The sequence below is a fragment of the Paeniclostridium hominis genome, assembly GCF_014306135.1.
GTDB classification, from domain to species: domain Bacteria; phylum Bacillota; class Clostridia; order Peptostreptococcales; family Peptostreptococcaceae; genus Paraclostridium; species Paraclostridium hominis.
On sequence record NZ_JACRWD010000002.1, the window covers coordinates 22,703 to 45,861 of the forward strand.

Annotated in this window: 27 protein-coding genes; 5 read left to right on the top strand and 22 right to left on the bottom strand. The window is 25.4% G+C overall.

Annotation, left to right across the window (positions count from 1 at the left end):
- Positions 1-157 precede the first annotated feature (157 nt).
- From H8891_RS07955 to H8891_RS07980, 6 genes are all read right to left on the bottom strand, one after another.
- Entirely contained in the window at positions 158-1,030 is an 873-nt protein-coding gene (locus H8891_RS07955) for a DMT family transporter (RefSeq protein ID WP_243207813.1), read from the bottom strand.
- A gap of 57 nt (positions 1,031-1,087) precedes the next feature.
- Positions 1,088-1,669 (bottom strand): CDP-alcohol phosphatidyltransferase family protein, encoded by a 582-nt coding sequence (locus H8891_RS07960; RefSeq protein ID WP_187006016.1) that lies wholly within the window; start codon positions 1,667-1,669, stop codon positions 1,088-1,090.
- Positions 1,670-1,677: 8 nt separating this feature from the next.
- Positions 1,678-2,334, bottom strand: coding sequence for a TVP38/TMEM64 family protein (locus H8891_RS07965; protein ID WP_207723603.1), 657 nt, complete (start codon positions 2,332-2,334; stop codon positions 1,678-1,680).
- A 20-nt stretch (positions 2,335-2,354) separates the two neighbouring features.
- Positions 2,355-3,464, bottom strand: coding sequence for a (Fe-S)-binding protein (locus H8891_RS07970; RefSeq protein ID WP_187006017.1), 1,110 nt, complete (start codon positions 3,462-3,464; stop codon positions 2,355-2,357).
- An 86-nt stretch (positions 3,465-3,550) separates the two neighbouring features.
- On the bottom strand, positions 3,551-4,237 hold the full coding sequence (locus tag H8891_RS07975) for a TVP38/TMEM64 family protein (protein WP_187006295.1): 687 nt from the start codon (positions 4,235-4,237) through the stop codon (positions 3,551-3,553).
- Positions 4,238-4,681: 444 nt separating this feature from the next.
- Positions 4,682-5,974 carry an NCS2 family permease gene (locus H8891_RS07980; RefSeq protein ID WP_187006018.1) on the bottom strand — a complete coding sequence of 431 codons (1,293 nt, stop codon included), beginning with the start codon at positions 5,972-5,974 and terminating at the stop codon, positions 4,682-4,684.
- Between the two features lie 226 nt (positions 5,975-6,200).
- Between H8891_RS07980 and H8891_RS07985 the strand changes: the two genes are divergently transcribed.
- Positions 6,201-6,545 (top strand): RidA family protein, encoded by a 345-nt coding sequence (locus H8891_RS07985; protein WP_147543382.1) that lies wholly within the window; start codon positions 6,201-6,203, stop codon positions 6,543-6,545.
- A gap of 321 nt (positions 6,546-6,866) precedes the next feature.
- Here H8891_RS07985 and H8891_RS07990 read toward each other — a convergent pair whose 3' ends face one another.
- The 9 genes from H8891_RS07990 to H8891_RS08030 all read right to left on the bottom strand — a co-directional run bounded on the left by H8891_RS07990 (position 6,867) and on the right by H8891_RS08030 (position 14,658).
- Positions 6,867-8,114 carry a hypothetical protein gene (locus H8891_RS07990; protein ID WP_187006019.1) on the bottom strand — a complete coding sequence of 416 codons (1,248 nt, stop codon included), beginning with the start codon at positions 8,112-8,114 and terminating at the stop codon, positions 6,867-6,869.
- A 13-nt stretch (positions 8,115-8,127) separates the two neighbouring features.
- A complete protein-coding gene (locus tag H8891_RS07995; protein ID WP_187006020.1) occupies positions 8,128-8,952 on the bottom strand; it encodes a hypothetical protein in 825 nt (274 codons plus the stop codon).
- A complete protein-coding gene (locus H8891_RS08000) occupies positions 8,945-9,637 on the bottom strand; it encodes an ABC transporter ATP-binding protein (protein ID WP_147543379.1) in 693 nt (230 codons plus the stop codon). Before H8891_RS08000 ends, H8891_RS07995 begins: the two co-directional genes overlap by 8 nt.
- Positions 9,638-9,648: 11 nt before the next feature.
- Positions 9,649-10,005 (bottom strand): GntR family transcriptional regulator, encoded by a 357-nt coding sequence (locus H8891_RS08005; protein WP_147543378.1) that lies wholly within the window; start codon positions 10,003-10,005, stop codon positions 9,649-9,651.
- 142 nt (positions 10,006-10,147) lie between these two features.
- Positions 10,148-11,119, bottom strand: coding sequence for a sulfite reductase subunit C (gene asrC, locus H8891_RS08010; protein WP_187006021.1), 972 nt, complete (start codon positions 11,117-11,119; stop codon positions 10,148-10,150).
- A 12-nt stretch (positions 11,120-11,131) separates the two neighbouring features.
- Positions 11,132-11,923, bottom strand: coding sequence for an anaerobic sulfite reductase subunit AsrB (asrB, locus tag H8891_RS08015; protein WP_187006022.1), 792 nt, complete (start codon positions 11,921-11,923; stop codon positions 11,132-11,134).
- A 1-nt stretch (position 11,924) separates the two neighbouring features.
- On the bottom strand, positions 11,925-12,935 hold the full coding sequence (asrA, locus tag H8891_RS08020) for an anaerobic sulfite reductase subunit AsrA (protein ID WP_187006023.1): 1,011 nt from the start codon (positions 12,933-12,935) through the stop codon (positions 11,925-11,927).
- A gap of 134 nt (positions 12,936-13,069) precedes the next feature.
- The gene (locus H8891_RS08025; protein WP_187006024.1) at positions 13,070-13,753 is read right to left on the bottom strand and encodes a Crp/Fnr family transcriptional regulator; all 684 of its coding nucleotides are present in this window, start codon (positions 13,751-13,753) and stop codon (positions 13,070-13,072) included.
- Between the two features lie 176 nt (positions 13,754-13,929).
- Entirely contained in the window at positions 13,930-14,658 is a 729-nt protein-coding gene (locus H8891_RS08030; RefSeq protein WP_187006296.1) for a DUF975 family protein, read from the bottom strand.
- Positions 14,659-14,766: 108 nt separating this feature from the next.
- Between H8891_RS08030 and H8891_RS08035 the strand changes: the two genes are divergently transcribed.
- Complete coding sequence (locus tag H8891_RS08035; RefSeq protein ID WP_187006025.1) at positions 14,767-15,534, top strand: YaaA family protein; 768 nt, start codon at positions 14,767-14,769, stop codon at positions 15,532-15,534.
- A gap of 50 nt (positions 15,535-15,584) precedes the next feature.
- Here the strand turns inward: H8891_RS08035 and H8891_RS08040 are convergent, their stop codons facing one another.
- The gene (locus tag H8891_RS08040; protein WP_187006026.1) at positions 15,585-15,911 is read right to left on the bottom strand and encodes a hypothetical protein; all 327 of its coding nucleotides are present in this window, start codon (positions 15,909-15,911) and stop codon (positions 15,585-15,587) included.
- A gap of 155 nt (positions 15,912-16,066) precedes the next feature.
- Between H8891_RS08040 and H8891_RS08045 the strand changes: the two genes are divergently transcribed.
- Positions 16,067-16,834, top strand: coding sequence for a hypothetical protein (locus H8891_RS08045; protein WP_187006027.1), 768 nt, complete (start codon positions 16,067-16,069; stop codon positions 16,832-16,834).
- Positions 16,835-16,889: 55 nt separating this feature from the next.
- Here the strand turns inward: H8891_RS08045 and H8891_RS08050 are convergent, their stop codons facing one another.
- The 5 genes from H8891_RS08050 to H8891_RS08070 all read right to left on the bottom strand — a co-directional run bounded on the left by H8891_RS08050 (position 16,890) and on the right by H8891_RS08070 (position 21,372).
- On the bottom strand, positions 16,890-17,468 hold the full coding sequence (locus tag H8891_RS08050; RefSeq protein WP_187006028.1) for a hypothetical protein: 579 nt from the start codon (positions 17,466-17,468) through the stop codon (positions 16,890-16,892).
- Positions 17,469-17,547: 79 nt separating this feature from the next.
- Complete coding sequence (glpK, locus tag H8891_RS08055) at positions 17,548-19,083, bottom strand: glycerol kinase GlpK (RefSeq protein WP_187006029.1); 1,536 nt, start codon at positions 19,081-19,083, stop codon at positions 17,548-17,550.
- Positions 19,084-19,190: 107 nt separating this feature from the next.
- Complete coding sequence (locus H8891_RS08060) at positions 19,191-19,652, bottom strand: hypothetical protein (protein WP_187006030.1); 462 nt, start codon at positions 19,650-19,652, stop codon at positions 19,191-19,193.
- A gap of 123 nt (positions 19,653-19,775) precedes the next feature.
- Complete coding sequence (locus tag H8891_RS08065; protein WP_187006031.1) at positions 19,776-21,044, bottom strand: SulP family inorganic anion transporter; 1,269 nt, start codon at positions 21,042-21,044, stop codon at positions 19,776-19,778.
- A gap of 139 nt (positions 21,045-21,183) precedes the next feature.
- On the bottom strand, positions 21,184-21,372 hold the full coding sequence (locus tag H8891_RS08070) for a DUF1858 domain-containing protein (protein ID WP_187006032.1): 189 nt from the start codon (positions 21,370-21,372) through the stop codon (positions 21,184-21,186).
- Positions 21,373-21,718: 346 nt separating this feature from the next.
- Between H8891_RS08070 and H8891_RS08075 the strand changes: the two genes are divergently transcribed.
- Positions 21,719-22,171, top strand: a complete 453-nt coding sequence (locus tag H8891_RS08075) for a hypothetical protein (protein ID WP_187006033.1) — start codon at positions 21,719-21,721, stop codon at positions 22,169-22,171.
- Between the two features lie 48 nt (positions 22,172-22,219).
- Here H8891_RS08075 and H8891_RS08080 read toward each other — a convergent pair whose 3' ends face one another.
- Positions 22,220-22,477, bottom strand: coding sequence for a TIGR03905 family TSCPD domain-containing protein (locus tag H8891_RS08080; protein ID WP_187006034.1), 258 nt, complete (start codon positions 22,475-22,477; stop codon positions 22,220-22,222).
- Positions 22,478-22,679: 202 nt separating this feature from the next.
- Between H8891_RS08080 and H8891_RS08085 the strand changes: the two genes are divergently transcribed.
- A complete protein-coding gene (locus tag H8891_RS08085) occupies positions 22,680-23,126 on the top strand; it encodes a hypothetical protein (protein ID WP_187006035.1) in 447 nt (148 codons plus the stop codon).
- The last annotated feature ends 33 nt before the right edge of the window (positions 23,127-23,159 follow it).

Genomic DNA, 23,159 nt, shown 5'->3' on the forward strand with positions numbered 1-23,159 from the left:
ACTATAATATTTAAACAAAACTGCTTTTAATTTTATAGTTAATATATTTAAATTATTTATAATTAAACTCATTATATAATTACCTATTTTGCTATCTTTTCACTTAACATTTTAATACACAATATATTTTGTAATAAAAAAATTAAGAGTCAATATGCTAACTCTTAATTCTTTTATTATATAAAAACATATAATATGATGCTGTAAATATTATAATATAACCTATAAAACTATATGAATCTGGCATTGTATTAAATATTATTATACTTATAATTGCTGAGAATATTATATTTGAGTAATCAAATATTGATATTTCTTTAGCTGGAGCATACTTATATGCTAATGTTACCCCAAATTGACCTATACTCGCAAATATTCCTGCTAATATTAAATACGTAAATTGTATAAGGGTCATATGTTTATAAACCATTATAGTGAACGGAAGTATTAAAACCGTAGAAAATAAAGAAAAGAAAAAAACTACAGTATAAAACTTTTCTTTTCCTCCTAAAACCCTTAAACAAGTATATGCTGATGCAGCAAATATAGCTCCTAAAATACCAGAAATATATGGTATCATTTCAAAGTCAAAAGTCGGTTTTATTATAAATAAAGCTCCTATAAATGCTATACACACAGCTATAGCTTGATTAGATTTAATCTTTTCTTTTAAAAATATAGCTGAAAATATTATTACAAAAAATGGACTCAATTTATTTAACATGTTTGCATCAGAAAGTACTAATCTATCTATAGCATAATAATTTAGAATTATTCCTAATGTTCCAAATATAGATCTAAGTATTAATATTTTTCTATTTTCTTTGTTTCCAAAAAAACTTTCTTTATACTTAACTATCATTGCAAATGATATTATGCAAGATACTAAATTCCTAAAAAATGTTTTTTGAAAGCTTGGTAAATCTCCAGATAACTTTATAAAAGCTGACATCATAGCAAATCCAAAGGCTGATAATATTATAAAGATAATACCTTTATTTCTGTCACTTATATTATTTAATTTTCCCAAGTCTATCACCTCCTATATAATTTATTATATACAGTATACTACATAACTAATATATTTTTATAATAGTTTCTTAGCTTCTACTATTCTTTGTATAATAGTTATAAATATAATAAAAGAAAATATATTAGTAAAAAATAATATATACTTTGGAAGCAATATAATTAAACTAAACATTATAAAACCTTCACTTCTCTCGGCTACCCCAGCTTGATAATAAAAAGACTTTATACCTTTTTTCTCCACCAATGCTCCTACAGTTAAAAATATAGTCATAGAAATTATTATACAAATCAAAAGTATTATAAAACTCATTCTTGCATCTACATATTTTAAGGCCAGTACTAATATCATACAAGTCTCAACAATTCTATCAAAAGTTATATCCATAAGAGTCCCAAATAACGATGTAGTATTAGTTTTTCTAGCTATAGCACCATCTACAGCATCTAAGTATCCTGATATCCAAAGTGTTAAAACTGCTATTATATTCATATCAAAATATATAAATACACTTGTTAGTATACCTATCAAAAGAGCTATAATAGTTACATTATTAGCTGTTAGTTTTAATTTTAATAAAAGACTTGCTCCACTATTTATAATTGGATCTACATACTTTCTACCATGTGTATCTAACATATAACCTCCTACTTTTTATAAAAACTTACAAATTTATTTTTTAGAAATATCGACGCTATAACTAATAATATTAGTGCCATTATCGACATATAAAAGCCATTGCTACCTATATTAACTGATTGTGCACCTATATTAGTAAATACAAGTATTCCCGGTATAGTACCTATAATAGTTGCAAGTAAAAAATCTTTATATTTTATAGATGTAAGGCCAGCTCCGTAACTTATTATATCAAATGGAAATAATGGAATTAATCTTAACATTAAAACAACAAAGAACCCTTTAGAGTTTATCATAGATTCAATACCATCTAATTTTTCCTTAGTTAATTTTTTTACAAAATTTCTACCAAGCTTTCTAGATATATAAAAAGATAAACTTGCTCCTATTAATGCTCCTATAAGTGTGTATATATACCCTTTAAATAATCCAAATATAAGACCTCCCCCTATCGCTAAAACAGAGTCTGGGAAAAGTGTTAAAGGAACTAAAGCAAACATAATTATATATACTAAAGGTGCTAATTTCCCAAAAGAGCTGACATAAGCTTGTATATCTTTAGAATTTATATTCATATTTAATAATTTATATATTGTGCTTCCTACTATTATAATTAATATTACAGATATTAAAATCTTTAAAATTTTATTTATTTGACAATTCATAGAAATCTCCTATTAGTTAATTATTTTGATAATTTTACAGTTTTATATCTCATTTTCCATTTATCTACAGTGCTACTTTTACTTTGAGTAAGTTTTTTATGATTTATAAAATTTTCATTAAATAATAAATCAAGAATATGAAGTATATTTTTATCACAATTAAGTAAAGATTCACAGCAAGATTCACAATAACAAACAATGTTTTTGCAATTTGTTTCATAGCCTCTATTTTTCATTTGTTTTAAAGCTAAATTTTTGTTCGTTACACCAACCATACCACCAGCACCACAACAAACTGTATTTTCTCTGTTATTTTCAAATTCAATTATATTTGCTCCTAATTGTCTTAATATACTCCTTACACTTTCATGTATATTACTTTGATTTCTCACAGAGCAAGAATCATGTACTGCAAAATCTAAATTTTTATAATTGTTTTTTAATTCACTTGGTATCCCAAACTTTTCTATAACTTCATATATCGAAATTACTTTTATATCCTTACTATTTTTACTTATAGTATTGTAGCAATTAGGACAGGCAACTATAATTTCTTCAATACCTTCATCATGTATTTCTTTCTCTAAACTAGAATAGTATTTATTAAATTTTTCTATATCTCCCATAGCTATTGTAGGCTTTGAACAACACTTAAAAGTAATTCCAATATTTTCATAGTGTGTATTTAAATATTTATAAGTTTTTAAAACTATATCTTGGCTATAGCTACTTAAACTACATCCAGGTAAAAATACAACTTTGCTATTTTTTAAGTTCTTACTTTTTGAAAATAATGGAGAAAAACTATTTATTTGATGAAATCTAACAACATTATAGCCTTTATCTTTAACTGATTTTTTCTCATTTGAAATTACATCTTTTCTTATATCATAAAAGGTAGACTTTAAATCTATATCTTTTGGGCATTTTTGTGTACACAAATCACATAACATGCATGAATATGAAATTTCACTTAAATCAATTTTATCTTCTAGTATTTTTGACATTAATTCTTTTGGAGAATTACTAAATTCTTTCATCATAGGACAATTGTTAAAGCATAATTTACAATCTATACACTTCTCCTTATCTTCCATAACTTTATTAATGATTTTTTTGCTTAATTTCATGCTATCACCACCTTAGTCTCAAACATATAAAACGGAATATCTCAAAATACTCATATTATAGTATCTTAAAATATTCCTTATTAAAATCAATATTGTTTTAACTTCTTTTCATTGTATATTTTCTTTAAAACATATATAAAAATACTTATTGCACTTAATATAAGTAATCCCATCATCATAAGCTTTGCACCACCTGTAAGCATACCACCTACATAAGAGTATATTATAGTCGCAGGCAATTGACCTATACCTGTTGCTATAAAAAATGATACAAAACTCATAGATGTTAACCCTGCTGCATAGCTTACTATATCAAATGATATAAAAGGAAGTAATCTTGCTATTAAAATCGTATGTTTTCCATATTTTTCGAAAAACTCATCTATGCTATCAAGCGCAAATTTACTAGTAAGTTTTTCTACCGTATCTCTTCCTAAAAATCTAGCTATATAAAAACACAGTGCAGCTCCTGCCATAGCACTTGTCCATGAAAGTATAGCCCCTTTTACCCATCCAAATAACGCTGCATTTGCAAATGTAATTAAAAACGCAGGAAGTGGAGCTACAATAGATTGAAGTATCATGAGTATGAAAGATACTATAGGTGCCCAAACACCAAATGATAATATATATTTTTTTAAACTTTCTAAATCTAGCATACTTAAATAATATACCATCTGATTTATAAAATTATTAATTGGATTAACAAATAGATATACCCCTATTACTAGCGCTAAAATTCCTATTTTAATAATTATAGATTTTTTATTCATTTTTTTCACAACTTTATCCTCCCACCTTATTATAGGATCAAATTTATCCCCTATATATTAATAAAAATCTATATAACATTTATCCCCTTTTATAAATTAAAGAATTCAATGATAAATTATATTACCTAAATAGATTTTAATACTCTAATTAAGTTGATAATTGTCATATTACGCATTATACCTAGGATTATACCATATAAGTACTTTTGTTTATTATAGAAAAATCCTATATTAATTTATATTTGTATAGATATATACTATAACCCATAATTTTGTTATAAATATAATAAAAGACTAGCAATACTGCTAGTCTTTTATACACTATAGAAACTTTGTTTTAATTCTTATTTATTTTATCAGTCATAATTTTATATCTTTTGTATTTTGTGAAATTTTATATTTGTAATTTCTTTTTATGCTTTCAGTTAAAAAGTTAAATTTTAATTAAATTAAAAATTTAAGTAAGAAAACTAATCCTATTATAACTGTAGTTAAACTTATTTCTTTAACTTTTCCAGAAAATAATTTTAATACTATATAAGATATTACTCCAAATACTATACCATCTGCTATAGAATAAGATAGAGGCATCATTATTATAGTTAAAAATGCTGGTATAGCTTCTGTAAAATCTACTAATTCTATTTCTTTTATTGGTTCTATCATAAATAATCCAACTAAAACTAATGCTGATGCTGTAACAGCTGGTGTTATAATAGAAAATATTGGTGCAAAGAATAATGCTAAAAAGAACATACATGCAGTAGATACAGCTGTAAGACCTGTTCTACCACCTTCAGCAACTCCTGATGCACTTTCAACAAAAGTACTTACAGTACTTGTTCCTAAACAAGCTCCGATTGTAGTACCTACTGCATCTGCAAATAATGCTTTTTTAACGTTAGGAACTTTTCCATCTTCATCTAACATTTTAGCTTTTGTAGCAACTCCAACTAAAGTTCCTATAGTATCAAACATATCCATAAATAATAATGTAAATAAAACTATTAACATATCTATGCTAAATATATTATGCCATTCAAAATTAAATAAATTAGAAGATATTGAAGGTGGCATACTAATAATTTTAGTAGGTAAATCTATAATTCCCATAGGTATTCCTATTATAGTAGTTATTATCATACCTATAAATAATGCACCTTTTACATTCTTCGTTAATAATATAGATGTTATTAATATTCCTATTATAGTTAATAATCCTGTTCCTGATGTTATATTTCCAAGTGCAACTATAGTTCCTCCACCATCTGGATGAACAATTACTCCAGCTCCTTCAAGCCCTATAAGTGATATTAAAAGTCCTATACCTACTGATATAGCTTTTTTAATATTGTTTGGAATAGAGTCAACTATAGCTTCACGAACATTAAATATAGTTAATATTATAAATATTATACCTTCTAAAAATACTGCTGTTAGTGCAAACTGATATGAATATCCCATTCCAACAACTACTGTATATGCAAAAAATGCATTAAGCCCCATTCCTGGTGCTAGTGCAAATGGCAATTTTGCATATAGACCCATAATTAATGTTGCTACAACTGCTGAAAAAGCAGTTGCTGTAAATACTGATCCTGAATCCATTCCTGCTGCAGATAATATACTAGGATTTACTATTAATATATATGCCATAGTCATAAATGTAGTTATACCTGCCAAAATTTCAGTCTTTATTGTAGTGTTATTTTGTTTAAGTTTAAAATACTTCTCCATTTAAGTCATCACTCTTTCTGTCGAATTTTGTTGTTTCACAGAATTATATAATATCATATTTTGATATTTTGTACATACTTTTTCGAATATTTTTTTTAATTTAGGTTTTATTGTATGCATTTTTAATCATTATTATTTTTATATTAGATTGATTGAAAATGTTTTTATATTATCTTATAATTAAAGTCTGAACATAAACTAATAATTTTATTCGGAGGTACTTATTATGGAAATAAAAAGATATGAAGGAACTGGAAGAATGAGTAGAGCTGTTGTTCATAACAATACTATATACTTATGCGGTCAAACTCACGGAGAAGGTGACGTTAAAGAACAAACTAAAATGGTTTTACAAAAAGTTGAGGATTTATTAAATAAATATGGATCTGATAAAAATCATATTTTATCTGTTACTATATACTTAAGAGATATGAAAGATTTTGCTGATATGAACTCTGTTTGGGATGCTTGGGTAAATGAAGGTTTTGAACCTGCTAGAGCTTGTGTTGAAGCTAGATTAGCTAGAGAAGCTTTATTAGTTGAAATGTCAGTTACTGCTGCTGTTAAATAAATTTTAATTAATAATATACTTAAGAACTACACTTTTTGGGGTAGTTCTTTTATTTTTTATAATCCCCAGATAATTTCACATGTATTTATATATAATTATAAGTAGAGATATATTTTTTATTAGATAGAAATTTTATGAAAATATTTATCAGTGGCGATATCAAAAGAACTTAGGGCATTGTTAAGGCTAATGAAATTAATATAAACTCACAATTTAGCATGTATCATAATTAAACTTCCAAATAACTCTAATTTTGAAGTTCTCAGAATGATTTTATTTTTAGTTTAATAAAAAATGAGCTATTTAAATAGCCCATTTTTTCTATAATTCATCTTTTGTTAATATATGATTAATTGGATAGTCTAAGCTATCATTTATATATTCACCTTTATAAAGAATTTGTCCTGTTTTTTCATCTAATACTACTATGTCATTTTTCATTCTTTCATCTTTTGAATATTTTCCATTTGAGTCTTTCCAACTATTTATACACATATATATTTTATTATTTAAAACTCTAAAAGCTACGACATCATAATTACCATCAACATTACCAGTTTTATAATCTTTATCTACATAATCTATTTTATCATTTTTCAAATCAATTTTCGAAAGTTTAATATTAATATTTTCTTCTTCACCATTATTATGTTGTAATAAATATAATATATCTCCTTCTACATCAGAACTTATTGTTATATTTCCACCTAATAATGATGTTGAACTATCTTTTATTACTGGCTCTTTTATAGTATTAAATTTATTATTATTTATATCATAATATACTAAATAATAATCTACCTTACTCTTATCTTTTAAATTTGCTTGTTCTACAAGAGTATAGATTTTATTGTTTTTATTAAAACCTTCAGTTAAGTTTAAAATAGCTTTATAACCTTCTTTTTCAAAAGCTTTATAGGTATTATTTTTCTTAACTTCTTGATTATTTAAATTAAAAGTGTATAAATTTAAAGAACTATCTCCAATACTAGTTAATTCCCCTTTATGATTATAATCTATACCGTCTACTATTGAGTTTAATATATATACTTTATCATTTTTTATACCTACTACAAATTTATGTTCAATATTTTTATCTTCTTTTATTTTTTCTGGTAATGTAAAATACCACTCATTTATTTCACCAGTTTTTAAATCTTTATTATGGATAGTAAACTCTTGAACAAATTCACCATTTTCATTGTATGTTGTAGAAAAACTTTCTACATATCCTACATTTTCATTTGACTTATATATTGTATTTCCCTCTGGATAAGAATTTTTAAACAAATCTGGATTAGAAATTATAATCTTATTGTATTCTCCTCTAAACTTTTCATTATTTTTATATTTATTAACTTTAAATCCATCTTTAGATACAATTGATTGTATACTTTTGTACAAATCAGTTTTTTGACTTTGCAAAAATACAACATCTCCTAAATTTTCTTTACTTCCTTGAATATCTACTAAATCATAACTTGGTTCATTGATAACGCCACCTACTCCTATACCTATAAGAGAGGCTAAAGTTATTATTAAAACCGATATTGATAATTTCTTGTTCATACATAAACCTCCCTTAAATTGAAATCTTCTTATTCATAATATAATATGATAAAAGCAAAGATATCATAAATAAAAATATATAATACCCTATATGAACAGTTAGTAAATTAAGTAACAATAATCTACTAAATTTAAATAAGTATAAATATCCAAATATAGATAATGCTATATATAAAATCCCTAATATTACCCCTACTTTTTTAACGCTTCTTTCTATTAAAACAGCTGTAAATATAACTACAACAGCTAATATAACCCCAATTATATCTACCATTAAGAATTCCACAATATTTGGTGATACTATATTAGGTATTCTTACACTGTGCATCATATTTTTAAATATATTTAAAAATATTGGAGACTGTATTCCAGCTAAGTTCTTAACTATAGTTAAATTTATATACCAAAATACAAACTGCGATACTATAGTTCCATATATCATAACAACTATAGTTATTAGTTTAGATAAATATATATTAAATCTTGACTGAGGTAAGCATAATAAGGTATATATTGTTTTACTTCTTGAATAATAATCTCTATACCATATTATAAGAGCATATAATAAACACATTAGCACTGCTATTCCAAGTGCAATAGTTCCATATATATATATATCTTCCACAGTAAATGTATTTACAAATTCATACCCTGTATTAGTTTTTAATATACTTATATTCATTGGAAGTTTATTATCCATACTAATTTCTTTCACAGAATTTTTTATACTAATTGCTAATCCGGCTAAGTTTCCTAGAAATAGCATACCTATCAATGCAAAATATAGTTTATATATCCTTTTAAATTCTATATTGTATAAACTTAATATTTTATTCATTCTTATACACCTCCCTCATCTTATCAATTATAGATTTCCCTTCTTCTTCACGAGTTTTTTCTGCATTAAATATTAAAGATAACTTTCCTTCATCTATTAAAATAACATCATCTGCTATCATCTCTATTTCTGCTATTTCATGAGTTGTTATTATTATACTTTGTTCATCTGTTATATACTTTGTAATTACACTTAAGAAGTCTTCTCTTTTAAATATGTCTATCCCTGAAAATGGCTCATCAAGTATTGTGTATTTTGCATTTTGAGCAAAACCTAATATTATTTTAACTCTAGCTATATTACCTTTTGAAAGATTAGCTATTTTTCTATCATCTGTTAGTTCAAATAATTCAAGCATTTCATAAGCTTTTTTCTCATCCCAGTTTTTATAAAACTCTTTCATAAATTCAAAGCTTTCTTTTATAGTTAATTGTGCAAAATAATTGTCTACATCTGGAACAAAAGCTATTTTATTATAAGTTTTATAATTTAATTTTTCACCATCTATAAGTATCTCGCCACTATCTAATTTTATAAGTCCACATATAGCTTTTAAAATAGTTGACTTTCCAACCCCATTTATACCTAATATACAAGTTATCTTACCTTCATGTATTTCAAAAGATATATCATCTAATGCCTTAACTTTTTTGTATCTCTTTTTAGCATTTTTAACTTCTATCACAACCCCACCTCCTAATATCTATCGTTTATTATTTTTATAAGTTCTTCTTTATTTACATTTATAGCTTTCATATTCTCTATAAAAACATTCATAGACTCATTTATCAAATCTTCTTTTATTCTAGTTATAAGTTCATTATCTGTAGTTATATTACTTTGGTAGTTTCTTTGAGTTGTAATTATCCCCATATCTTCCATCTCCTTATATGCTTTTTGAACAGTATTTGGGTTTACCTTAATATTTACTGCCATCTCCCTTCTAGATGGTATAGGGTCTCCAGGCTGTAAATCTCCCCTTACAATTTGCTGTTTTATGTATCTTATAATTTGTATATACACTGGTTCTTTGTCATTTGGAATAAAGTTCATATCCTCACCTCCGTATTACTGTACTATATCAGTAGTACACTTCATAAGTGTATTATATATATAATACACTTATAGTTCAAGTATTTTTTATAATTTATTAAAATAAATAAAAAATGGATGACTCTATTTTGAGTCATCCATTTTATTTATATCTTATTCCGCTCCAATACACATTTTCATTAACTTGTGCTATATCCGGCAATTCTACACCTTCTAATACCCATTTTTTAAATTCCATAAAACCTGTTCTATCAATAATATAACCTACATGTTCTTTTCCTGTTGGAGCATTTTTATCTATATACGCCTCAACATATTTATAAGTATTTTTTATAATCTTAACTATACTTTCTTCATCTGCCCAAACTATAAAATCTTCTCCAAGTCTTGGGTTTTTCTTTCCTGTTCTCCCCATTATAGATAGTCTGAAATATTTTTTTTCATCTCTAGTCCATGCATTTGTTGGGCAGTTTAGTACACACTCTCCACATCCTATACATTTTTTATGATCTCTAACTGGTCTATAGTTTTGCGCACTTAAGGCTTCTATTGAAAGTTGTTTGCACTTTTTAACACATGCCCCACAATATACACATCTTTCTTTTTCAAACTTAGGTAATGCCATACCTATTATTCCAAAATCATGCATTCTAGCTTTAATACAATCATTTGGACACCCTGTTAATGCTACTTTAAAGTGAAAATCATTTGGATAAATTTCTTTTTCAATTCTCTTTGCAAATTCTGTAGTGTTGTATTGAGCTTTAGGACAGACTTTATTTCCAATGCATGAAGCTATATTTCTAGTACCTGCAGCTGGATATCCTTTATCTTTTTCATATTGATTTATATTCATTTTTTCTATAACTGGTTGTATTATCTTATTAACTTCATCCATTTTTTCCATAGGAATCCCCAATATTTCAAACCCTTGTCTTGTTGTCATGTGAATTTGCCCATTTCCATATTCATTTGCTATTTTAGAAATTATCATAAGACTTTCTGGATCTACACATCCACCAGGGATTCTTACTCTAAGAGCTGTTTCATATTTATTCTTAGTTATTCTATATGCATTTTTCATTACTTTCTTAGTATTTAAATCTCTTATCATAATCTTACCCTCCTAGTCTATTAAATTTTTAGCTTCAAAATAGTTAAATACAGGTCCATCTATACATATATAAGTATCATCCATTTTGCAATGTCCACACTTACCTACTCCGCAACACATCTTTCTTTCATATGAAACCCATATATTTTCTTCATTTAAATCTCTTTTTAAAAATTCTCTTACTGTAAACTTCATCATCATAGGTGGTCCCACAACTATAGCCGATACATTATCCATATTTTTAATTTCAAGATCTGGAATATATTTAGTTACAAGACCTACATGCCCTTCATATTCTTCTTCTGCATTATCCACAGTTACTATAACATCTAGTTTTTCACTCCATCTTTTTAAATCATCTTTAAATAAAATATCTTTAGGTGATTTAAATCCTACTATTAGCTTAAAGCTTTTACATTTTCCAAAGTTATCGTAATAATAGTCCATTATACCTCTTACTGGTGCTAATCCACTTCCTCCAGCTACTACTATAATTTCTTTATCTTCATAAAGTGAAACATCAAATCCATTTCCATATGGCCCTCTTAAGAAAAATTTATCTCCAACTTTATAATTAAATATTTCATCTGTAACCTTACCTACTTTTCTTATTGTAAAATCTATATAATCTTTACCTATTCCAGAAACTGATATAGGACTTTCTCCATATTTAGGTATTGATATTTCATAGAATTGACCTGGCAATACACCTTTAGAATTACACTTTGTTCTAAAAGTCCATTCAATCTCTGTATGTTTTATTATTTCTAAAATTTCAGCTCCAACTGGTATATATGGATTCATATTATTTTTCCTCCTTATTTACTAGGTCATTTACTTTTTCTATACAAGTTGAAAAAGATATATACTGTGGACATGCATCATCACATCTACCGCATCCAACGCACATTTGATATCCAAACCTCTTGTTAAAATCATATATTTTGTGTAAAGTTTTAAATCTCATTCTATCTCCACGTAACTTTCTAAATGAATGTCCTCCAGCCATATCGGTATATCCATCCACATGACATGATGCCCATACTCTTCTTCTTTCTCCTACATTTTCATTTTCTTTATAAAAGATATCTTGCATAGTAAAACATGTACATGTAGGACATACAAAGTTACATCTACCACAAGCTATACATCTATCATCGTATTCTCTCCACATATCATCCATGCTCACCTTAAGAGGATTTATACTTTTATTTATACTTACGCTTATATCATTTTCTTTGACATAATCTACTTCAAAATCTATAACTTCTCCATCAAAGTAATTAATAAACTCTTTATCATTTATATGTAATTGTATTTCATCATTTCTTAAATTCAGACCTATTGAGTAATTATCAGTTTTATTAGAGTTCATACTTACACAAAAGCAATTTCTAAAACTTTTACTACATCCTATAAGAACAAATTTTACTTTCTCTCTAATTCTTTTGTAAAAGTAATCTTCTTCTTTTCCGTTTCTTAAATATATCTCATCTATCCTTTTAATCCCATTAATATCACAAGCTCTTAAAAAAATTAATATATCTTTATCATATTTTTGATTAGCTTCTTTAAATTCATCTTCTGTAAAATAAAATAGAGTTTGCGATATTGGTAAAACAATTTCCTTAGGAGAAAAATTTGACTTTTTATTTAACTCAATTTCCTCTATACTATCTACTTCTTTATATCTAATTACATCTGTATCTGAGTACGTTCCTTTGTATGGCAATGATACAGGTGCAAATAACTTATATTTTTCTTTTAATTTCTTTAATGAATTATTAAATTCACTTGTAGATAATTTTATTTTCATATAACCCACCTTCTCAATTATTAGTTTGTTAAATAAATATTAACATTATTTTAATTTTACTTCCGTGATATATATCACACTTTGACTAAAATCTAACAATTTTTAAATATAAAAATAGCAAAATACTTTAGTTCCTAATTCCCTTTAAAGTATTTTGCTATTTCAGCTTTTCTTACATATATATTTTTATTTATAAATTTTACAAGTTCATGTTTTTCTAAGATTTTCATTGCTCTTGATAAACTTTCTCTTGGACATCCTAACATATCAGATAAATAAGTTATAGTTATTTTTAAATCTATAAAATGCCATCCATCTATTTCTTTTCCATATTCATTAGCTAGCCTATAAAGTTTTGCAGCTAATCTTTTGTCTATTTTTATTGAAATAGAGTTTTTAACTTGTCTGTATAATCTTCTGTTTCGCCTTTCCATATAACTTATAATATTTTTGGTTAATTCAAAGTCATTTTTCATCATATCTAAAAAAGCTTTTAAATTATATTCTAGTATTAAACAATCTTCAAATGCTTCACAACTTATAGTAGATTTTTTAAATTCTAAACTTATTTCATTTATCATCTCACCTTTGTTTAATATAAATATTATTTTTCTATCTCCATTTTCACTTATTTTAAATATAGAAGCCTTTCCTTCAACTAGAATATATACCTTATCAACTATATCTTTTTCATTAAATAATATGTGTTTTTGATTTAGAGAAATTAAATTTCCATTTCTAAAAATTTTTTCTTTTGTGCTATCATCTATATTTTTAAATATTTTTATATGTTCTAAATTATATTTATTATTTCCCATAAAATCTTGTTCTCCTTGAAAGTTAATCCTCTAATCTACATTTTACTTTTTTGTTTAAACTCTGTCCACAGATTAGTATATGTTTAATTTTATTTATATAATAAATACTTTTAACAATTACAAAGTTCATAAAAAATATAAAAATAGCTATCTAAAAATTTAGATAGCTATTTTATTTAATTATTTATACTATTAAAGCTTAAGTCTCTATAAAAATTAGCTTGCGTTAAACTCACATATGGAATTAACCATAAATAACCTATTCCTAATGTAATAATAGCAAGAATTGCCCATCCTATAAAACTTAATTGTATAACAAAATATCTCCATTTATTACCTTTCATCATCTTTATACTCAAACTCATAGCTTCAATAGTACTTAAATGTTCGTGTTCTATTATTATATATGGAGTTAAAGCTAAAGCTAAATCAAATATTGTAAGTGCAATAATGAATAAACATATTACCAATATTCCTATAATAGCTCCTAGTCCCCATGTTATATCAGTAAAAATAAATGAAGCAATAGCTCCACCAACAACAAACATTACTATAAACATTGATACGAATACAACTAAGCTTATTATAATTGTAAAAATTAGTGATTTTACTAATTTACTCATGGATACTAATAAATCACTAAAACTAACATTTCCTATTTTTTCAATGAACATTAGATAAAAATTAGGTAATCCTACAGTTGCCCATACCCCAAGGCCAAAAACTAATATAAATGTTATAATTGAGCTAGTTTCATCTTGAAATAAACTTAATACAGTTGACAATACAACATATAACAGTGTTAATACTACAGGAATTGTCCAATGCCCTTTTAATTGACTCTTTGATAGCTCTTTTAATTCTACCCTATTAATTTTAAACTCCTCCTCTAACCCTTTAGTTATATACTAAAAAAATATATACATTATATTATATTAAAAACTTTGATTTTATTGATTAGATTCTTATTTTATTGATATATATTATATATAAATAAATTTTGAGGTGACATAATGATAACAATAATTTCCCCGGCAACAACTATGAACTTTGATAGAAATGTAGATATTAAATTTTCTAAACCATTCTTTGATAAAGACATAAAAAAACTTATAGATATACTAAAATCTTTAGATATTATTGAAATTGGAAATTTTATGAATTTAAGTGATGACTTAGCTAATTTAAATTACGATAGATATAAAATTTTAGGTACTGATAAAAGTAAATATTTACAAGCAATACTTGCATTTGATGGACAAGTTTTTAACTGTATAAATGTTGATGATTTTAATGATGATGATTTTGAGTTTGCTAATAATCATCTAAGAATTATGTCTGGATTATATGGCATTTTAAAACCATTTGATTTAATCCAATCTTATAGACTTGAGATGAAAGCTAAACTAAAAAATGAATTAGGAAATGATTTATATAAATTTTGGAAAAATAAACTAACTTCTTATTTATATGATGAGCTTTTAAATCAAAATGATAAAACTTTAGTAAATTTAGCTTCTAATGAATATTCTAAAGCTATAAATCTTAAATCTTTATCTAAAGATTTTAATATTATTAACATAGAGTTTAAAGATTATAGAGAAAATAGTAACTCATATAAAGTTATTGGTCTTTACTCTAAGAAAGCCAGAGGCTATTTAACTAGATATATAATAAAAAATAAAATAGATAATATAAATGAACTTAAAAACTTTAATTACGATGGATATGTTTTTAATAATGAACTTTCAGATAGTAATAACTTCATATTTACTAGATAAATTTAAGCAAAAAGTCTAAATAAAAATTATTTTATTTAGACTTTTTCTTATTATTTTATATCTATTATAAAATTATCTTTAACCGTAGAGTTTCTACCTGACAAATCTTTTAATATAAGTTCTACATCTATATTATAAGTTTTATATCCTAGCTGATTAATATTTAATATTTTATAACTATTTACCCATTTCTCTGAATCATATCTACTCCATTTATAAGTTTCATTATCTCTTAATTCTTCTATAAATGCCTGTTTTATCTTTTTATTTAAATCTACGCTTAAATTTCTTCTAAATCCTATATTACTCATAAATGATAAGATAACTAAGCATATTAAAATTATAAATCCAGTTACTTTAAATCTTTTTATATTCACTATACCACCCTTTTTAAGATTTTTCTGATATAGTTAATTTTAACTTTTTTAACTTTTATTATTCTAATATATTACTTGTATATTAAATTTTTATAGATTATAATTTTAATTTTTGGGTATATACTAAAAGACTTAAAATTTGGAGGTTTCTGAATATGAAATACAATTATAATTTAGAATTAAATAATATAGTAGAAAAAATATATAAAGAACTGATATATAAAATAGCTATTAATGATTCAAGAATAGATTTTTCAAAGGATAAAATAGATAATACTAAGAAATTACTTTCTAGTGAAAAAGTTTATATAGGAAGCGATATGGATGAATTTATAATAAATTATATACCTAAAGGTCATGAAGGAAATTTATTTAGAGTTTGCATCGCAAAGTATCATAATAGACTTCATCCTAGATTTGAAAACTATAAAGGCGAGCCTATAGTTGATTCTAGCTATAATAAATTTGCATTACTTCTTTGGGAAGAACATATGAATAATTTACTAATTTCAGATGTTCAAAATTTATTTAATCAAAAAAATTTCATAAACTTTGTAGATGATAAATTAGATAATTATATAGATGAGTTATCATCTCGTATTACTGAATATAAAAATAAATTAGTAACTATAGATTTTAAAAATAAAGAAAATCTATTAGAGACTATAGCGAATATGATATTAAATGAAGAACTTCCTTTTGAGCTTTCTCACTCAATAGTTGATATGGACAAGCTTAGAGATGATATGACTAAAATGGCTACATCATTTGATATGTATAATGAATTTGATAAACTAGAAGACGATACAAAATACTGTTTAATAAATTACTGTAAATATAATCCAGATGATTTACTTAATGAATTGACAAGTAATCATGGATTTAAATTAGTAAGTAATGGCTGTTTAATTAAAAATAAATAATATAAACAAAGGTAGTATAACTATTTTTTCTTAATTTAGTTACACTACCTTTTAATTATCTTTTTATAATATGTCCAAAGAAGTTTGTATCTAAATGGTCAAACTCTACATGTTTTTCTCCTCCATAAGTAAAGTATATCCCATCTACCCATTCACCTTTATACTCTCTTTGAAGTAAACTTTCAACTAAAGTATAGCAAGTTATATTTGCACCAGTGCTTCCTTGGAAAAATCTATTACTCCAAAATTTTTCATTTTGATCTTCACTAATATCTATATATGCTATATTATCTTTTATTTTTAAGCATTTTATAGGAGCATTTTCAAATTGTACTTTTGAAACTTCACTTATAACTAAATTTAATTTATCTTCTATAGATAACTTTTCATCTATTGATACACTTCCTGTAACTATAGTTTCATTTGTATTAGCATCCTTACTTAAAATTTTAAGTTTTGATTGATTTGTATTTGAAACCTCATTTCCTTTATTATCAGTATCAGATTTGTTTTCACCTTGAGTCTTATTTACACTCGGTACTTTATTTTCTATATTTTTTTCTATTCTACTACATCCTGTTAATAAAAAAATACTTATAAATACCAAACTAAAAATTTGTTTAAACTTTTTCATATGTATACCTCCATATTTTTTATATAATATGTATTTAATAAATTGTATGAATTTACATATGAAAATATTTTAAATATTTTTAGTTTATGCTATTTAACTCAGATACTAATTCTTCATCTTCCTTCGCCCATAAAAGTGATCTTTCAACTGCTCTTTTCCATCCCTTATATAATATTATTCTCTTTCTTTCATCCATATTAGGTATGAATTCTTTTTCTATTTCCCATTTTTCTTTAATTTCATCTACACTTTTATAAAATCCTACTGATAGTCCAGCAAGATATGCTGCCCCTAAAGCTGTGGTTTCTATAACCTTAGGTCTATCTATATTAACATTTAATATATCTGATTGGAATTGCATTAAAAAGTTGTTAGCACTAGCTCCACCATCTACTCTAAGACATTTTAAATCTATATCAGAATCCTCTTGCATAGCATTTAAAACATCCTTAGTTTGATATGCAATAGATTCTAATGTTGCTCTAACTATATGACCTCTTTTTGCTCCTCTAGTTAACCCAAATATAGCTCCTCTTGCGTACATATCCCAATAAGGTGCTCCAAGTCCTGTAAATGCTGGAACTACATAAACTCCATTAGTGTCTTTTACTTGATTTGCATAATATTCTGATTGTCCTGAGTCATATATTAATCTAAGTTCATCCCTTAACCATTGAATGGATGCTCCACCAACAAATATACTTCCTTCTAATGCATAATTAACCTTTCCATCCACTCCCCAGGCTATAGTCGTTAGTAATCCATTCTTAGATTCAACTATTTTATCTCCTGTGTTCATTAATAAAAAACAACCTGTTCCATATGTATTTTTAACACTACCTTTTTCAAAGCAAGTTTGCCCAAATAGTGCAGCTTGTTGATCTCCTGCACATCCTGATATAGGTATCTTTGCCCCTGCTAACATTTCTCCATCTGTATATCCATATATTTCACTTGATGGCCTAACTTGTGGTAGCATACTTTTTGGTATATTTAGCTCATTTAATATATCTTCATCCCACTTTAATTCTTTTATATTGTATAACATAGTTCTAGATGCATTTGAATAATCTGTAATGTGAACTTTCCCTCTAGTTAAATTCCATATCAACCAAGTGTCTACTGTCCCAAATAAAAGTTCTCCATTTTCAGCCTTTTCTCTTGCACCTTCCACATTTTCTAATATCCAGTTTATCTTCGTCGCTGAAAAGTAAGCATCTACTATTAATCCTGTTTTTTCTTTTATGATAGGTTCTAATCCTTTTTCTTTTAATCTATCACATATATCTGCGGTTCTTCTACACTGCCAAACAATAGCATTATATATAGGCTTTCCTGTGTTTTTATCCCAAACTATAGTAGTTTCTCTTTGGTTTGTTATACCTATTGCTGCTATTTCATCTGGCCTTACAGATGAAGTTTCCAAAACTTCTCTTAAAACCCCGCTTTGACTTCCCCAAATTTCCATAGGGTTATGTTCTACCCAAGAAGGCTTTGGATAAAACTGAGTAAATTCTTTTTGTGCAGATGAAACTACATTACCATATTTATCAAATAAAATCGCTCTGGAACTAGTCGTTCCTTGATCTAGTGCTATTATATATTTTTTTTCCATATCTATCTCCTTAAAGTCATCTTATTAACATACTATGCTTTAAGTAAATATTAACAATAAAATACATCTACTACAATGACTTTAAATAAAGTTATTTTTTAAACAAGTTATCTTTTTTCTATTTTATAATTGCAATTTTTATAAGTTATAGGTGTTCCACTTGTTTTATTGTTATGATATTGTACTACTTCAATTTTGTGTATACCTTCATTTAAATCTTCCTCATATATAGTTAAATTTATAGAATTAGATTTACCTAGTTCTTCTATCGTATTTAATTTTTCATCTATGTATATATAGCTAGACTTAGAACTATCAAAATCTTTTGATTCAAGACCTAATTGAACTAATCCTTTATAATCATCTATGTATATAACTGGTGTTTCTCCATCTTCTGAATTATCAGTAGGCGTAGTTATTATAATTTTACCCTTACCCATTTCACTTGTTAATTTATTTGGAATTACCTTATCTTCCTTTAACTTTTGATCTACAACTTTTTCAGAACACCCAACTATTAATATAATTACTAAAAAAATCATTGGAAATAAATATAGTAATCTTTTCATATAAACCTCCATAAAATCTATATTAAAGATTATTATTCCCAATATAATAAAAAAAAAGCATGAATTATATAATTCACACTTCTTTTTCTAAATTTAATTATATAGAAATTTAAATAATATACATTAAGCAGCTTCTAATTCATCTTCTGCTTTTTCATTTCTATCTTTTACAAATTTAAGTATATAATGAACAACCATACCTACACCTATTGCAAATACTAAATCAAATACTACCGTAAGTGTAAAAGTTATAATTAATACTAAAACATCAGATTTGCTTGAAGATAACAATTCTTTAAAATGTGACCATTCTCCCATATTGTAAGAAACTACTATAAGTATTGCTGCTAACGTAGTCATAGGTATAAGCTTAGCAAGAGGCATTAGTATAACCATTATAAGTAATAATGTTATAGCATGTACCATTCCTGATATAGGGCTTCTTCCTCCATTTTTAACATTAGCTGCTGTTCTAGCTATAGCTCCAGTTGCTGGAATTCCTCCAAATATTGAAGAAGCTATATTCCCAAGTCCTTGTGCTACTAATTCCATATTTGAATCATGCTTGTCATCTATCATATTATCAGAAACTACGCATGAAAGTAGTGACTCTATTGCACCTAATAAAGCAATAGTCATAGCCGGCTTTATTAATTTTGTAATTGTTTGTAAGTCTATATGTGGTATTTGTGGTTTTGGTATAGATGATGATATTTCATTGAATCTAGTCCCTATTGTATCTGTTGGTAAGTTAAATAAATTTACTACTAAAGTAGATAGTATTAATACTATTATTGATGCTGGTATTTTCTTGTTTACCTTAGGCCAGTAAACTAATATAAAAATACAAGCTATTCCTATTAGAAATGATGCTATATCGAAAGTGGATATATGTTGTATATAGCTTCCTATTTTACCTATAAACTCAGCTGGTACATTTTTTATCTTAAATCCAAAAAAATCCTTTAACTGAGTTGTAAGTAATGTTACTGCTATACCACTAGTAAATCCTACTGTTATAGTTTGTGGAACATATTTTATTAAAGATCCAAATTTAAGTAATCCCATAACTACTAATATAACTCCTGCCATCATTGTAGCAGTTATAAGTCCTGTTATTCCATAAGTTTTAATTACACCATAAACTATTACAACGAATGCTCCTGTTGGCCCACCAATTTGAACCTTGCTCCCACCTAAAAAAGATATTATAAATCCTGCAAATATAGCAGTTATAAGTCCTTTTTCTGGAGATACTCCAGATGATATTGCTAAGGCTATAGATAAAGGAAGAGCTATTATAGCAACTATAATTCCAGCTATTACATCTTTACCTACTTGCTCTTTTGTTAATTCATTTTCTTTTATCATTTTAAATAACTTTGGTAACACTTAAACACTTCCCTCCAAAACTAATTGTTGCAACATTTAATATATTAATCCTATTTTTAAATAAAGTCTATACAATAATCATAAAATTTATATAAAAATAAAAAAAGATACTCCGCATCCGAAGTATCTTTTTTTATTTTTATATTTCATTCAGTTTTTGTAATAATTCTTCTAAATCTATTCCATGTATATATGCTGCTTGTTCTAAAGTTTCCATTTGAGCTGATGGACATCCTAAACATCCCATTTCATACTTCATAAGTACATCTACAGATTCTGGTTTTTTGCTTATTAATTCCCCTATTAATATGTTTTTATCTATTTTCATTTTAAATTCTCCTTTTGATATATCGTTCGTATTTTGTTTTAATTATCTGTGTTTTAATATTATAATAATTTCAGATTATTTTCTGTAACATAAGTTACATTTTTATAATTTAATATAAAATAATAAAAATTATAAACTTTTATTAAGATAAAATTTTATTTTACGTTAAAATTTTACATTCTCCTTTATTTTCTTTTTAATATTTTTATGATAAAATATGTTATATATTTATACTTGCTTGAATATAAATTTAAATATGAAACTTGTACATAATATAAATATATTTTAAATTTCAAGCATGACTTGTTATCATAATTTAAATTTGAAACAATCTAGGAGGATTAATATGAGCTTAAAGGACAAATTTGCACAATCATATGCTAGATCAAAAACAATGACTGGTCCAGAAAAAAAGGCTAATGAAATAATGGGAAAACTATTACTTAGAAAAAGTATTATACCTATGATTATAATGTTAGTTATTTGGATTGGTGGTATAGCTTTAAAAGTTAATGGCTGGGTTTTATTTGGTGTTGAAATAGCTTTAGCTGTGGGAGCTTACTTCTATATTAAAAAACAAGGTGATAAGTATCAAAACTTTAAACCTTTTGTAGGTAACTTAATAAGTCTTGAGAAAAAAGGTAAAAAAGAATATGTTGCTATAATAAAACAAGGTAAAAAAGTTGATAAACTACAAATAAAATATGGTGGAGAAGACTTAGAGAAAGTTAAGAAAAATCAATTAGTACAAATAAGTTATAATAAAGATGAAAAAATAGCTATAGTTGTAACTAGATAAATAATTTAAAGGAAAAGCTTCTACTTATGCAAAAGTAGAAGCTTTTTTTTACTCATTTAGTACGTATTTTTTATATATTTTTAGTGCATTAGCTAACTGATCCGGACATGATGTTTCTCTGTTTTTACACGGTATTCTTTCAAATGTTTCTATTATTTCATCTATTGTTTTACCTTCTATTAAATTTTTAATTCCTAATAAATTTCCTGCACACCCTCCTTCAAATATAACATCAACTAACATGTCTCCATCTAAATCTAATAAAATTGATTTTGAACAAACTCCATTAGTATAATATCTATACATATACATCACCCTATTATATATTTTATTAATATATTATTTATAAAGCATAAGATTTATGTGAATATTTTATGAAATTTTATTAATATATATTTTTAATAAATAAATTAATAGTTATAATTATATATACATATTAAATTTGTATTGAATATCTTTAAAATTTTTGTATATAATCTTATAGATTAAATGTTAGGAAGTGATAAGTTTGAGTACGGCAAATAAATATAATAAACTAAATTTATTCAATAATATATTTAAATTCTTATTTCTTGCATTTTGGATTATATTTTGGTTCGTAGGTATTATACTAACAGATAATAAATTTAACAAATTATCTTCATCTTTATTCATCATATATACGTCTCTTTGCATAACATATATAGTAACTTATATAGCTTATATGAATTATACTAAAATTTATGAAGATAAAATAGAGATTTTTTATAAATTAGTTACTCTCATATCCTTTATTTTTTCATCATATACCTATTATATGTTCTCAGTTAGTATATTTGGATTTTTATTAAAGTTAATATTTTTAATTATATATATGTATATATCAATAATTAAAGTTCATAAATATAAGCTAGAAGAAGGAGTTGTTGGAATAATAGCTTCTATTTTAATGATATTTATGCTTTTAAGATACTAGTTTTGAAATATTAGACATATCTAGAATTTTTTG

Excerpts from the sequence above, each read along its gene's own strand:
- H8891_RS07995 (WP_187006020.1), bottom strand. The coding sequence starts at position 8,952 with ATGAATAAAATATTAAGTTTATACAATATAGAATTTAAAAGGATATAT.
- H8891_RS08070 (WP_187006032.1), bottom strand. The coding sequence starts at position 21,372 with ATGAAAATAGATAAAAACATATTAATAGGGGAATTAATAAGCAAAAAA.
- H8891_RS07970 (WP_187006017.1), bottom strand. The coding sequence starts at position 3,464 with ATGAAATTAAGCAAAAAAATCATTAATAAAGTTATGGAAGATAAGGAG.
- glpK (WP_187006029.1), bottom strand. The coding sequence starts at position 19,083 with ATGGAAAAAAAATATATAATAGCACTAGATCAAGGAACGACTAGTTCC.
- asrA (WP_187006023.1), bottom strand. The coding sequence starts at position 12,935 with ATGAAAATAAAATTATCTACAAGTGAATTTAATAATTCATTAAAGAAA.
- asrC (WP_187006021.1), bottom strand. The coding sequence starts at position 11,119 with ATGATAAGAGATTTAAATACTAAGAAAGTAATGAAAAATGCATATAGA.
- H8891_RS07975 (WP_187006295.1), bottom strand. The coding sequence starts at position 4,237 with ATGAATAAAAAATCTATAATTATTAAAATAGGAATTTTAGCGCTAGTA.
- H8891_RS08050 (WP_187006028.1), bottom strand. The coding sequence starts at position 17,468 with ATGAAAAAGTTTAAACAAATTTTTAGTTTGGTATTTATAAGTATTTTT.
- H8891_RS07960 (WP_187006016.1), bottom strand. The coding sequence starts at position 1,669 with ATGTTAGATACACATGGTAGAAAGTATGTAGATCCAATTATAAATAGT.
- H8891_RS08025 (WP_187006024.1), bottom strand. The coding sequence starts at position 13,753 with ATGGGAAATAATAAATATAATTTAGAACATATAAAAATATTTAAAAAT.
- H8891_RS08075 (WP_187006033.1), top strand. The coding sequence starts at position 21,719 with ATGAGCTTAAAGGACAAATTTGCACAATCATATGCTAGATCAAAAACA.
- H8891_RS07965 (WP_207723603.1), bottom strand. The coding sequence starts at position 2,334 with ATGAATTGTCAAATAAATAAAATTTTAAAGATTTTAATATCTGTAATA.
- H8891_RS08080 (WP_187006034.1), bottom strand. The coding sequence starts at position 22,477 with ATGTATAGATATTATACTAATGGAGTTTGTTCAAAATCAATTTTATTA.
- asrB (WP_187006022.1), bottom strand. The coding sequence starts at position 11,923 with ATGAATCCATATATACCAGTTGGAGCTGAAATTTTAGAAATAATAAAA.
- H8891_RS08060 (WP_187006030.1), bottom strand. The coding sequence starts at position 19,652 with ATGAAAAGATTACTATATTTATTTCCAATGATTTTTTTAGTAATTATA.
- H8891_RS07980 (WP_187006018.1), bottom strand. The coding sequence starts at position 5,974 with ATGGAGAAGTATTTTAAACTTAAACAAAATAACACTACAATAAAGACT.
- H8891_RS08045 (WP_187006027.1), top strand. The coding sequence starts at position 16,067 with ATGAAATACAATTATAATTTAGAATTAAATAATATAGTAGAAAAAATA.
- H8891_RS08005 (WP_147543378.1), bottom strand. The coding sequence starts at position 10,005 with ATGAACTTTATTCCAAATGACAAAGAACCAGTGTATATACAAATTATA.
- H8891_RS07985 (WP_147543382.1), top strand. The coding sequence starts at position 6,201 with ATGGAAATAAAAAGATATGAAGGAACTGGAAGAATGAGTAGAGCTGTT.
- H8891_RS07990 (WP_187006019.1), bottom strand. The coding sequence starts at position 8,114 with ATGAACAAGAAATTATCAATATCGGTTTTAATAATAACTTTAGCCTCT.
- H8891_RS08035 (WP_187006025.1), top strand. The coding sequence starts at position 14,767 with ATGATAACAATAATTTCCCCGGCAACAACTATGAACTTTGATAGAAAT.